Annotated in this window: 11 protein-coding genes; 7 read left to right on the top strand and 4 right to left on the bottom strand. The window is 73.0% G+C overall.

Going from position 1 to position 12,345, the window contains the following annotated elements:
* Positions 1 to 254 precede the first annotated feature (254 nt).
* On the top strand, positions 255 to 1,313 hold the full coding sequence (locus ABT026_RS21450; RefSeq protein ID WP_351116424.1) for a polysaccharide deacetylase family protein: 1,059 nt from the start codon (positions 255 to 257) through the stop codon (positions 1,311 to 1,313).
* Between the two features lie 84 nt (positions 1,314 to 1,397).
* Here ABT026_RS21450 and ABT026_RS21445 read toward each other — a convergent pair whose 3' ends face one another.
* Positions 1,398 to 2,174 (bottom strand): EF-hand domain-containing protein, encoded by a 777-nt coding sequence (locus tag ABT026_RS21445; RefSeq protein WP_351116422.1) that lies wholly within the window; start codon positions 2,172 to 2,174, stop codon positions 1,398 to 1,400.
* 161 nt (positions 2,175 to 2,335) lie between these two features.
* The gene (locus ABT026_RS21440; protein ID WP_351116420.1) at positions 2,336 to 3,082 is read right to left on the bottom strand and encodes a dienelactone hydrolase family protein; all 747 of its coding nucleotides are present in this window, start codon (positions 3,080 to 3,082) and stop codon (positions 2,336 to 2,338) included.
* A gap of 570 nt (positions 3,083 to 3,652) precedes the next feature.
* Here ABT026_RS21440 and ABT026_RS21435 point away from each other — a divergent pair.
* On the top strand, positions 3,653 to 4,453 hold the full coding sequence (locus ABT026_RS21435; RefSeq protein WP_351116419.1) for a phosphotransferase: 801 nt from the start codon (positions 3,653 to 3,655) through the stop codon (positions 4,451 to 4,453).
* A 44-nt stretch (positions 4,454 to 4,497) separates the two neighbouring features.
* Here ABT026_RS21435 and ABT026_RS21430 read toward each other — a convergent pair whose 3' ends face one another.
* Positions 4,498 to 5,178 (bottom strand): DUF429 domain-containing protein, encoded by a 681-nt coding sequence (locus tag ABT026_RS21430; RefSeq protein WP_351116417.1) that lies wholly within the window; start codon positions 5,176 to 5,178, stop codon positions 4,498 to 4,500.
* Positions 5,179 to 5,399: 221 nt separating this feature from the next.
* Here ABT026_RS21430 and ABT026_RS21425 point away from each other — a divergent pair, with 221 nt between their 5' ends.
* The 5 genes from ABT026_RS21425 (at position 5,400) to ABT026_RS21405 (ending at position 11,414) form a co-directional block, all read left to right on the top strand.
* Positions 5,400 to 5,957 (top strand): carboxymuconolactone decarboxylase family protein, encoded by a 558-nt coding sequence (locus tag ABT026_RS21425; protein ID WP_351116416.1) that lies wholly within the window; start codon positions 5,400 to 5,402, stop codon positions 5,955 to 5,957.
* Entirely contained in the window at positions 5,954 to 6,829 is an 876-nt protein-coding gene (locus ABT026_RS21420; RefSeq protein WP_351116414.1) for an RNA polymerase sigma-70 factor, read from the top strand. Before ABT026_RS21425 ends, ABT026_RS21420 begins: the two co-directional genes overlap by 4 nt.
* Before the next feature lie 232 nt (positions 6,830 to 7,061).
* Positions 7,062 to 8,552, top strand: coding sequence for a flavin-containing monooxygenase (locus tag ABT026_RS21415; RefSeq protein ID WP_351116412.1), 1,491 nt, complete (start codon positions 7,062 to 7,064; stop codon positions 8,550 to 8,552).
* Between the two features lie 181 nt (positions 8,553 to 8,733).
* On the top strand, positions 8,734 to 9,702 hold the full coding sequence (locus tag ABT026_RS21410; RefSeq protein ID WP_351116411.1) for an AurF N-oxygenase family protein: 969 nt from the start codon (positions 8,734 to 8,736) through the stop codon (positions 9,700 to 9,702).
* Positions 9,703 to 9,800: 98 nt separating this feature from the next.
* Entirely contained in the window at positions 9,801 to 11,414 is a 1,614-nt protein-coding gene (locus tag ABT026_RS21405; RefSeq protein ID WP_351116409.1) for an FAD-dependent oxidoreductase, read from the top strand.
* Positions 11,415 to 11,470: 56 nt separating this feature from the next.
* On the opposite strand, the gene ABT026_RS21400 is transcribed toward ABT026_RS21405, so the two are convergent.
* Entirely contained in the window at positions 11,471 to 12,175 is a 705-nt protein-coding gene (locus ABT026_RS21400) for a TetR/AcrR family transcriptional regulator (protein WP_351116407.1), read from the bottom strand.
* Between the last annotated feature and the right edge of the window lie 170 nt (positions 12,176 to 12,345).

The following is a 12,345-nucleotide window of genomic DNA, read 5'->3' as shown; positions in this document are numbered from 1 at the left end:
ATCCTTTCCGACTTCACGCCGACAGCACGCCGCACCCGGCGCTCTCACCAGCAACGTTGTTGCGGACAAGGCCACTTGAACGATCCGAAGCTTTCGAATCCCACGCCGAAAGCGTTGACAATCCCGGCGCGCGACGGTTCACACTGTCGGTGGTCCGGTGCGGCGCGGCGAGTGCGGCGCCCTTGCCGGGCCGCTCCTCCGCGCCGGGCCACAGGTCCCGGCTGCCCTCCCCCACGGAGAAAGGGACAACCCCCATGCGTCTCGTTCGTGTTCCCGCAAGCAGTCCCAGGTCACGGCCCTCCACGTCGCGGCTCCGCTCCGCGGCGGGCTCGCTCGTCGCCCTCGCCCTGGCCGCGGCGGCCACCACCACGCTCGCCGCCGGCCCCTCCCAGGCGGCCCCCGAGCGGGCGGCCGCCTGCAACGGCTACGTCGGCCTCACCTTCGACGACGGGCCGTCCAACCAGACGTCCCAACTCCTCAACGCCCTGAAGCAGAACGGCTTACGGGCCACGATGTTCAACCAGGGCCAGTACGCGACCTCCTACAGCTCGCAGGTCCGCGCCCAGGTCGACGCCGGCATGTGGGTCGCCAACCACAGCTGGGACCACCCCCACATGACCCAGTTGTCCCAGTCGGACATGGACTCGCAGATCTCGCGGACCCAGCAGGCGATCGCCAACGCCGGCGGCGGCACCCCGAAGCTGTTCCGGCCGCCCTACGGCGAAACCAACGCGACCCTCAAGTCGGTGGAGGCCAAGTACGGCCTGACCGAGGTCCTGTGGGACGTCGACTCGCAGGACTGGAACAACGCGAGCACGGACGCCATCGTCCAGGCGGCCGGCCGGCTGACCAACGGGCAGGTCATCCTGATGCACGACTGGCCGGCCAACACCCTCGCGGCCATCCCGCGGATCGCGCAGACCCTGTCGAGCAAGGGGCTGTGCTCCGGCATGATCTCCCCGTCGACGGGCCGCGCCGTGGCACCCGACGGGTCGGGCGGCGGCACGACCCCGCCCCCCGGCGGCGGCACCACGCCTCCCCCGAGCGGCAGCTGCACCGCGACGCTCTCGGCCGGCTCCTCCTGGAGCGACCGGTACAACCTCAACGTCGCGGTCTCCGGCTCGAACACGTGGAAGGTGACCGTGCGGGTCCCGTCCCCGCAGAGGGTCGCCACCACCTGGAACGTCAACGCCACCTACCCCGACGCGCAGACCCTGGTGGCCACCCCCAACGGCAGCGGCAACAACTGGGGCATGACGATCATGAAGAACGGCAGCAGCACCTGGCCGACGGTCTCCTGCACCACGAGCTGACCGGCGCCGGTCCGGGCGGCGCGGTGACCCCGGTCACCGCGCCGCCCGGCCGTGCGGTGTCGCCCGCCCGAGGCCCGGACGGGGTCAGCCCGCGCACATCCCGAAGTCCGCCAGGCCCGTCCAGGGCAGCGACCGCCACTCGCCGCTCCCCCACGCCGCGACCTCCTGACGGCTCACGCTCACACCGCCGTCACGCTGACGCCCCACGTACTCGGAGCGCGCCCCGTCGCCGCGGGACTGGAACACGTGCAGTTCGGCACGGCCGTCATGGTCGCCGTCGGCCGTGCGCACCCCCTCCACGAAGGAGTCGTACGGCATGCGGACCGGGCGGGTGCGGCTACCGCTCAGGTCACGGGCCAGGGGTCCGTAGCGCACCTCGTGCGCGGGCATGACGCTGTTCGTGGAGTCGCCGGCGTCCCGTTGGCTGTAGAAGAGCGCCAGGTCGAGGTAGCCGTCGCCGTCGAAGTCGCCGAACGCCCCGCGGGTCGCCATGCCCTTGCGCAGCGCGCCCCTGAGCTTCTGCCAGAAGCCGCGGGCCTCGTCCACGGTGACCGGTGTGTCCCGATCGCTGTCGCCCTCGGTGAAGAGGACGGCGGCCCTTCCGTCCGCCCCGCCGTCGACCACCCGGTCCTCCCGGCCGTCCGCGTCCACGTCGGCGTGCAGGGCCAGCCCGTCCCAGCAGACCCGCGACGGCGGGTGGTCACCGGGCCGGGGGCCGCCCAGCAGCACGGCCTCCGAGGCCACCACCAGCACCGCACCCACGACCAGGGCACGGCGCGAGCGCGGTACACCGATCCGCCGGAGCGGAGCCGGCCCCGTGCCGGCGGTCGTACGGAGGTGCTCCTCGCCGTCGGGTCGCATGGCGGAACCCTAGAGGCACAGCACCGTCCCCGACAGCGACTTACGTCGGTCCGGACCGGGCTGGGCCCGGCCAAGCCCGGCGGAGCCGGGCCGGAAGGGGGGGCCGAGCCGGTCGCCGCCGGGGACGGTGGCGTCGCGCGCGACCGGCTCGCGGTCCTACGTCAGGACCGTTGCTGCCTCAGGTGCCGGTCGAAGAACCGGCAGCCGTCCTCCAGCTCGAACCACGGGGTGCCGGTGTGGCCCCCGAGGTTCGCGTGCAGCGTCTTCTCCTTGCTGCCGAAGGCGTCGAACAGGTCGAGGGCCCGCTGCCGGGGGTTGCCCTCGTCGTCCCACTGCAGCAGGAACAGCAGCGGGACGGTGACCTGGCGGGCCTCCTCACGCTGGGCGCGGGGCACGTAGCCCCCGGCGAAGAAGCCCGCGGCCGCGATGCGCGGCTCGGTCACCGCCAGCCGGATGCCGAGGGCGGCCCATCCGCCGGAGTACCCGACCGGGCCGGTGACGCCCGGCAGCTCGAGGAGAGCGTCGAGCGCGGTCCGCCATTCGGGCGCCGCGGTCTCGACCAGCGGGCCGATGAAGGATTCGAAGATCTCGTCGACCGGCTCGCCGGCCTGCATCGCCCTCCGCAGCTCGGCGCGGGCCTGGTCCTGGGCGGCTGTGCGGGGACGGTCACCGCACCCGGCGGCGTCGATACTCGCCACCGCGTACCCGCGCGCCGCCGTGTACCGGGCCCGGGCCACCAGCCGGGCATCGGCCTTGGGCAGGCCGTTGTTGTGGGCCATCAGGACCAGCGGGGCAGGCGCGGAGCCGGACGCGGCGCCGGGCGTCCACAGGGTGCCGGGAATCTCGCCGAGGGTGAATTCACGCTCGATGACGCCGTCGTCGAGGTGCTGTTCGGAAGTGAAGCGCACGGTCGTGCCTTTCGGGAGTGCTCGTGGAAACGGCGCTCCCGGACGACCTATCGCCCGGCCGTGACCCCGGAGGGGAGCACCCATGTCGATACAGCGTTCACGGGTACCACCTCCTCGTTCTCTCGCACGGCCTCCGCGAGGGTAGCAACCGCCCGCCGGCCCACGCCAACCCGTTTCCGTCCCGAAGAAGATCCATTGTGAACTGGCGCGCAGGCAGGCGCAGTTGAGAGGATGCCCGGGCCCGTGGCCGACTCGAACGGCGACGGGCACCGTCACGCCGACAGAGGGGACAGTTCATGGACGACATCTTCGGGGACTTCGTCGAGGAGATCGTGGAGGAGACGGCCGAGGAGATCGTCGAGGAGGCGGTCGAAGGGGTGATCGACGGCCTCTTCGGCTGACGGTCCACCGGGCGGCCGACGGCACGGACCGTCGGCCGCACCTCGTCGCGGAGCGGACCGCACGCGCGACGCCCGGCCGGGCAGACCGCCGCGCCTGCCGTCACGATGCGCCACCTCCGCGGCGACCGGACCACCCGGGAAGTGGTCCGCGCCGGGTAGCCTGACCGCCATGACGGCCGAGGACGAGGCGCTGGTCGGCGGAATGGCGAACGCCGGGGCTGTCTTCCGCCGTGACACGGTGGTCGACCGCCCCGCGCCGCGCAACGCACCCGCCCTGCACGCGTATCTCCGCGCGCTGAAGGACCACGGCTTCGACGCCGCGCCGACCCCCGTCGCCCTCACCGCCGACGGCCGCGAGCAGTTGACCTTCCTCCCCGGCGACGTGGCCCTGCCACCGTTCCCGGAACGGGCGATGTCGAGGACCGTCCTTGCCTCGGTGGGCGCCCTGGTGCGGCGCCTGCACGAGGCCGGCGCGGCCGTCGGGGTCGACCCCCGTGCCGAGTGGCCCCACGACCTGGCCGACCCGGAGGGCGGAACGGTGTTGTGCCACAACGACGTGTGCCCGGAGAACGTCGTCCTCCGGGAGGGCCGTGCGGCCGCGCTGATCGACTTCGACATGGCCGCTCCGGGCCGCCCGCTCTGGGACCTCGCGATGACCGCCCGGTACTGGGTGCCGATGCTCGATCCCACGTCGGCGGCCGCGTACTACCCCCGCGGCCTGGACGCGCCCGCACGGCTTCGGGTCCTCGCCGACGGCTACGGCCTCTCCCCGCGGGAGCGAGCCGAGCTGCCCGCCGTCGTCGAGCAGGCCACGGATGTCTGCCGGACCTTCGTGGCCCGCCGCGTGGCCGATGGTGACCGGGTCTTCGTCGAAGCGCTGGCGGAGCGCGGCGGCTGGGAGCGCTGGGACCGCCTCCATGCCTGGCTGTCCAACCACCGCGAGACGTTCACGACCGCGTTGCTGCGCTGACCGGGCCCTCTCGGGCCCCTGACGGAGGCGACCCCCGGGTCCCGTCAGTAGCGGATCTCGACCGGGCGGGGTCCCTCCGCGTCGCGTTCCGGGGTCTCCGGCAGCCGCCGGGCCGTCCCGAGGGCGACGCGGTGTGCCGACCAGGCCGCCGCCGTGGCGTCGAGCACGTCGTCGACGGGGACGCGGTCCGCCTCGCCGATCGTGTCCGGGAGCACCAGGCCGGCCTCGGCCAGCAGGGCGCGCCGCTGGTTCTGGCCGCGCCAGGTCTTCTTGGTGTGGGCGAGCGGCACCCCGTCGGCCAGCGCGCGGAAGGACAGTTCGGGGTGGACCTCGTGCAGCCGCTCGTCCCGCAGCCAGCACTCCCGCGCCTCCAGGAGCTTCGGCTTCAGCGCCCACGCCTGCTGGGTGAGGCGGTTGCCGGTGAGCTCCTGGCAGCGGTCGGCGGCCGCGGTGTAGTGCTGCTCCTGCCACGCCGTCCTCGGCGCGGCGAGGAACAGGCTGGCGCGCCGCGGCCCGAGCAGCGCCCTGGCCGCGAGGTCCGCGGCGCGCCAGCCCTTCTCGACCAGGCCCAGCGGCATGTCCACCGCGACGGCGGCCACCTCGCCCGCGCGCTCGACCAGTCTCTCCAGGCGGAGGTCGACCAGGGTGCCCGCGTACGCGCCGTCGGTGAGCGTGACGCCCACCCATCCCTGCTTGCCGCAGGCGTCGACCCCGAGGACGTCCATCGCCCCTCCCCCCTCGCCACCAAGCCGTGCCGTGCCGTGCCGTGCCGTGCCGCAACGTAGCAGTCACCCGGTCCGGGTGGGGCGGCACGGGCCGCGTCCGCCGGATGTCCGGATGCCCGGATGCCTGAAGGTCCGGATGCCCGGAGGTCCGGATGTCACATACGGGCGGGCTGCCTGGTCCTCCCGGGTGAAGGCACCTTCCCGACCCGGAGGCGATCACCATGGCCCGCATCTCGCTCGACCCGCCACGCACCCTGCTGTACCGGATCAGCGAGTGGTACTCCCGGCGCACCTACGGCGAGGTCCTCGACCCCGTCCGGGCGATGGCCCACCACCGCCGGGTGACGCTGACCGACATCCGGCTCGAGCTGTCGCTCGCCAGGTGGAACAAGCTCGACCCGCAGCTGAAGATCCTCGCCGTGATGGCCTCCTCCCACTTGATCGGCTGCTCCTGGTGCACCGACTTCGGGTACTGGGAGGCGCGCGACGAAGGGCTGCCGAGCGCCAAGCTGCACGCCGTGCCGTCCTGGCGCGAGCACCCCGGGGTGTTCACGGAGGCGGAGCAGGATGTCCTGGAGTACGCCGAGGCGATGTCGGCGACTCCCCCGGCCGTGACCGACGAGCTGGCGGCCCGGCTGCTCGAGCGGCTCGGCGAGCCGGCGTTCGTCGAGCTCACCGCGATGGTCGCGGTGGAGAACCTGCGCTCCCGGATGAACAGCGCCTTCGGCCTCACCGGTCAGGGCTTCGCGGACCGGTGCGCGGTACCGTCGCGCACGTGACGGCGTTGGAGACCTTCCAGGAACACCGGCCGACGCTGTTCGGCATCGCCTACCGGATGCTGAGCAGCGTCGCCGACGCAGAGGACGTCCTGCAGGACGCCTGGCTGCGGTGGAGCGGCGTCGACACCGGCACGGTCGAGCAGCCGCGCGCCTACCTCTGCCGGATCGTCACCAACCTCTGCATCACGCGCGCGCGGTCGGCCGCCGCCCGGCGTGAGTCGTACGTGGGCCCCTGGCTGCCCGAACCGCTGGTGACCGCGCCGGAAGACGCCGGTGGCGGGGTCGAGCGGGCGGAGGCGGTCTCGCTGGCGATGCTGGTGGTGCTGGAGACGCTGTCGCCCCTCGAGCGGGCGGTGTTCGTCCTCAAGGAGGTGTTCGGCTTCGGGTACCGCGAGATCGCCGGGATGCTGGAGCGCAGCGAGGCCTCGGTCCGCCAGGTCGGCAGCCGGGCCCGCGGCCACGTGCGGGACCGCCGGCCCCGTTACGACGCGCCCGCCGAGCTGCGGCGCAAGGTCACCGACGAGTTCCTCGCCGCCTGCCTCGGCGGAGACGTCAACCGGGTGATGGCCATGCTGGCCCCCGACGTGACCGCCTGGTCCGACGGCGGCGGAAAGGTCCGCGCCGCGCTGCGTCCGCTGCACGGCGCGGACAAGGTCGCGCGCTGGCTGACGGCGGTCATGGCCAAGCCTCTCCCCGACCCCGGCGTGCACCCGGTGCTGGTCAACGGCAGCCCGGCGCTGCTCATCAGCTCGGGCGACCGCCCGGACCTCGTCGCCTGCTGCGAGCTGGCCGAGGACGGCGCCGTCAGCGCGATCCGGCTCGTCCGCAACCCCGACAAGCTCGCACACGTCCGGCTCCCGGGCCAGGCCTGACCCCGCGCCCGGAAACACATCGCCCAGCCTCTCCCCCGGTCCACGACCACTCGCGCAATGTGACCTCCATCACGTTACCAGCGGTATCTGAAACAGCGCGTCGCAGGTAAATTGCGAGTACCGCGTACGAGAGCCGCAGAGCCGCGCGCCCGGTCAACCGCCGACGCCTCCAGCGGCGTTGCCTGTCCGCCCTGTCCCCCCAGGGCTCCCGAGCGAGAGCGAGGCCCCCACGATGGAGCAGCAGCACGTCGACGTCCTGGTCGTCGGCGCCGGCATATCCGGCATCAGCGCCGCACACCACGTCCTGCGCGACAACCCCGACAGCTCGCTCCTCGTGCTGGAGCGCCGCGCCCGCGTCGGCGGGACGTGGGACCTCTTCCGGTACCCCGGGATCCGGTCGGACTCCGACATGCCCACCTTCGGTTTCGGCTTCCGCCCGTGGCGCGACGCCCGCATCCTGGCCGACGGCGCGCGGATCCGGCAGTACGTCGAGGACGCCGCGGCCGACGCCGGCATCGTGGAGCGCATCCGCTTCGGCCGCCGCGCGATCAGCGCCGACTTCTCGCGTGACACGGGACGTTGGAGCGTCGAGGTGGAGGACGAGGCCACCGGGGAACGCGAGTCGTACAGCGCCGGCTATCTCGTCGGCGCGACCGGCTACTACGACTACGACCAGCCCTACCGCCCCGAGTTCCCCGGCGAGGCCGACTACCGGGGCGCCCTCGTCCACCCCCAGCAGTGGCCGGAGGACCTCGACCACAGCGGCAAGCACGTGGTCGTCATCGGCTCCGGCGCCACCGCCATCACGCTGCTGCCCGCGATGGCCGACACCGCCGCGAGCGTCACCATGCTCCAGCGCTCCCCCACCTACGTCCTGGCCCTGCCCGAGGTGGACCCGCTGACCGCGGTCCTGCAGAAGCTGCGCGCCCCCGCCGGGCTGACGTACAAGGCCGTCCGGGCCCGCAACATCGCCTTGCAGCGCGGGAGTTACGCCTTCTGCCGCAGGTTCCCCCGCCTGGCCCGCAAGGCGCTGCTCGGTCTTGTCCGGGCCCAGGCCGGCAAGGGCGTCGACATGCGTCACTTCAGCCCCGCGTACAACCCCTGGGACCAGCGGCTGTGCGTCGTCCCCGGCGGCGACCTGTTCAAGGTGCTCAGGAGCGGCAAGGCGTCCGTCGCCACCGACCACATCGACACCTTCACCGCCGACGGCATCCGCCTGAAGTCCGGTGAGGAACTCCGGGCCGACATCGTCGTCACCGCGACGGGCCTGAACGTCCGCCTCATGGGCGGCATGGACGTGACCGTCGACGGCGTCCCGGTGGACGTCAGGAACCGTGTCCTCTACAAGGCCGTCATGCTCGAGGGGGTACCCAACATGTCCCTCGTCATCGGCTACACCAACGCCTCCTGGACGCTGAAGGCGGACCTCGCGGCCGACTGGACCGCCCGCCTGCTGGCCCACATGCGCCGGCACGGGCACGACATCGCCAGCCCGGTGGCCTCCGACGGCGACCGTTCGGAGTTCTCCGTCATGGGCGAGGCCCTGACCAGCGGCTACATCACCCGCGCCGACGCGGTCATGCCGCGCCAGGGCACCCGCGCCCCGTGGCGGCTGTGGAACAACTACTACCGCGACCGCGCCATGCTCCGGGACGCCCCGATGGACGACGCGCCGCTGCGCTTCGAGAAGGCGGGCGCCCGGGAAGCGGCCCGCGCCGCCTGACCACCCGGCGGCATGGCAGCCCACCCGGCAGCCCTCGCACCACCGCACCCGGCAGCACCTCGCACGACCGCACCTCGCACCACCGCACCCGGCAGCACCTCGCACCACCGCACCGACGACCCCCCGCATCCCCCACCCGCCCCGCCTCCGGGGCAGCCCGGCCGACAACCGAGGGACGAAGATGACCGCGAACCTGACCAGGAAGGCCTACGACGAGCGCCTGCGGACCTTGTCCGAGGGGTCCGTCAACGTCAACTTCAATCCGTTCACCGACATCGACTGGGACGACCCCGAGTTCGCCGTGGACGCGGGCGACCCCCGCTGGGTGCTCACCTCCGCGGACGCCCTGGGCGCCCACCCCTGGTACCGGGAGCAGCCGCTGGAGACCCAGATCCGCATCGGGATCTGGCGCTGGGCGGTCATCGCCAAGGTCGGGATGCAGTTCGAGAACCTGCTCATGCGCGGGGCACTGGACTACGTCTACCAACTGGGCAACCAGAACGAGGAGTTCCGGTATCTCACGCACGAGATCACCGAGGAGACCCACCACACGCAGATGTTCCAGGAGCTGGTCAACCGCACCGGCGTGGACACCGCGGGCGGCAAGCGCTGGTTCCGCCGGCTCAGCCGGGTCCTGCCGCTGCTCGGCTCCCTGTACCCCGAGGCGTTCTTCACCGGCATCCTGGCCGGCGAGGAGCCCATCGACCACCTGCAGAAGGGCGCCCTCCGTAGCGGGGAGCCGGTGCACCCCCTCCCGCAGCGGATCATGCAGATCCACATCGCCGAGGAGGCCCGGCACATCTCCTTCGCCCACGAGTTCCTGCGGCTGCGCGTCCCGCGCTTCGGCAAGGCCCGTCGCGGCGCCCTCTCGGTCCTCTTCCCGGTGATCATGCGCGTCCTGTGCGACGTCATCATGATCCCCGACAAGAAGTCCGCCGCACTGGCCGGCATCCCGGACTGGGTGATCAGGGACGTCTTCTGGAAGTCCGAGGCCGGACGGAAGATGCTCCGGGAGCTCTTCTCCGACGTGCGGATGCTCGCCGAGGAGCTGGGCCTGATGAACAAGGTCTCCCGCCCGCTGTGGCGGGCCCTGCGCATCGACGGCCGCCCGGCCCGCTTCCGCGGCGAGCCGGCCCCGCTCACCGACTAGGCCGGTCCGGGCCGCCGGCCCCACCCCGGGGCGACCTCCGCCCCGTCGCCGCGCCCGCACCGCCTCCCCCTGAACGCCCGAACGGAGACCCGCCCGCCGTGCCGTACGTCGTCACCCGATCCTGCTGCGCCGACGCCTCGTGCGTCCTGGCCTGCCCGGTCAACTGCATCCACCCCGCACCGGGCGAGCCCGGCTTCGCGACCGCCGAGATGCTGTACGTCGATCCGCGCACCTGTGTGGACTGCGGCGCCTGCACGACCGCCTGCCCGGTGGACGCGCTCAAGCCGCACACCGCGCTCGGAGACGCGGAGTTGCCGTTCGTCGAGCTGAACGCCTCCTACTACAAGGAGAATCCGCACGCCGACCGCGCGCCCATGTACGTCGTCCCCCGGCAACGAACCCTCCCGGCGGGCGAGTTGTCCGTGGCCGTCGTGGGCGCCGGTCCGGCCGGCCTGTTCGCCGCCGACGAACTCCTGCGCCACCCGGGTGTCCGCGTGACCGTCCACGACCGGCTCCCCACCCCGTACGGTCTCGCGCGGGCCGGTGTCGCGCCGGACCACCAGGACACCAAGCAGGTCACCGAGCTCTTCCGGACCATCGAGTCCCAGCCCGGCTTCAGCTACCGCCTCGGGGTGGAGATCGGCACCGACCTCGCCCACGCCGACCTGCTGCGCGCCCACCACGCGGTGATCTACGCGGTCGGCGCCGCGACCGACAGGCGCTTGGGCATCGAGGGCGAGGACCTGCCCGGCAGCGTCTCCGCCACGGACTTCGTCGCCTGGTACAACGGCCACCCCGACCACGCACGCGACGACCACCGTCTCGACACCGAACGCGCGGTCGTCGTCGGCAACGGCAACGTCTCCCTCGACGTCGCCCGCATCCTCACCGCCGACCCCGAGGCCCTGGCCCGGACCGACATCTCCGACCACGCGCTCGCGGCGCTCCGGGACAGCAGGATCCGCGAGGTCGTCCTCCTCGGCCGGCGCGGGCCCGCCCAGGCCGCGTTCACCGTGCCCGAACTCATCGCGCTGTCCGCCCTCGAGGATGTCGACGTGAGCGTCGAGGGCTGGCCCGACGATCTGGCGCCCGACACCGACGAGAAGACCCGTCTGCTGTCCGAGCTGGCCGCCCGCACACCGGTCGAGGGCCGCCGCCGCATCGTGCTGCGCTTCCTGGCCGGCCCGGTGCGGATCACCGGCGAGGGCCGGGTGCGGGCCCTGGAGATCACCTCGACGACGCTGCACACCGACGACGACGGCACCGTCCGGGCCCGGCCCACCGGGGAGACCGAGACCCTGGAGACCGGCCTGGTCCTGCGCGCCGTCGGCTACCGCGCCAGGCCCGTCCCCGGTCTGCCGTTCGACGAGGACAGCGCGACCGTCCCGCACCGGGCGGGCCGGGTCGAGCTCGGGGTCTACGTCGCGGGCTGGATCAAGCGCGGCCCGACCGGCTTCATCGGCACGAACAAGACCTGCGCCCACGAGACGGTCGAGTCGCTCCTCGACGACTTCGCCGCGGGCCGCCTCACCCCGCCGGCGCCGGGCGCGCCCGTGCCGCCGGACGCCCTGGACCTGGCGGCCTGGCGGGCGATCGACCGCGCGGAGCGCGCGGAGGGGGAGGCCCAGGGCCGGCCCCGGGTGAAGTTCACCGACACCGCGTCCCTGCGGCGCGCGGCGACGGGCGTCGCGGCCGTGACCATGACCGCCTGACTGCACGCGGCCGTTCCTTCTCCGCCGGCCGGCCCCGGCCGGCGGAGTCGGCCCGGTCAGCCGTGGGTGGCCGGGAGCCGCTCGAGGTCCGACACACGCTGCTGCGGCGACAGCTCCACGCCCAGGCTCCGCAGCGTCGAGTCCAGGATCGCCCAGACCGACCGGCAGAGCATCGCGCGCAGCTCGTCCTCCGACTGCTCGGGCTCGGGGTCGCGCTTCCAATGGTTGACCGCGGAGTCCACGAAGCCCACGATCCCGACCGCGACCGACCGGATCGGCGCCTGGGGCACCCCGAGGGCCTTCAGCACGTCGCCGAACCGCTCGCCCAGCTTCAGCGCGATGGCCGACTTGGTGTCCGCGACCAGGGAGCCGTCCCCCATGTCGTGCTCGGCGACGCCCATGTAGGCGTACAGACGCGGGTGCTGCAGCACCCAGTCCAGATGGGCGCCCACGACGCGGTGGACCGACTCCTCGATCGTGCCGTCGAAGGAGAGCGTGGGCTCCATGCGCTGCACGAAGGACTCCACCACCCGTCGGCGGATCAGCTCGTCCAGCGACGCGCGGTCCTTGAAGTGCCGGTAGAGCACGGACCGGGGCAGGCCCATCCGCTCGGCCAGGCGCTGCATGCGGAAGTGCGCGCCCTCCTCCTCGATGAGCGCGACCGCGCCGTCCACCAACTCGCCCTGGCGCTGGGCCCGGTGCTCGTCCCAGCGGGTGGAGCGTCCGTCGGTCTGCGACCCGTCACCTGTTCTCTCCACCATCACCCCAGGATATCCGCCGCTCCGCCGTGCGGGCGGCCTCGAGCGCGACCGCCCCACGCGCACCGTCGCGGGACACGGTGGTCACCGTGTGAGAGAACCGCGAAGGTCCCCGCACCCCCCGTCCGTCGGCGGATAGCGTGTGCACCCGACCGGCGCCGGCCAGGCACGGC

Source organism: Streptomyces sp. NPDC002734, from assembly GCF_040295685.1.
Classification (GTDB): domain Bacteria; phylum Actinomycetota; class Actinomycetes; order Streptomycetales; family Streptomycetaceae; genus Streptomyces.
This window is presented reverse-complemented; position numbering and strand designations above follow the sequence as displayed.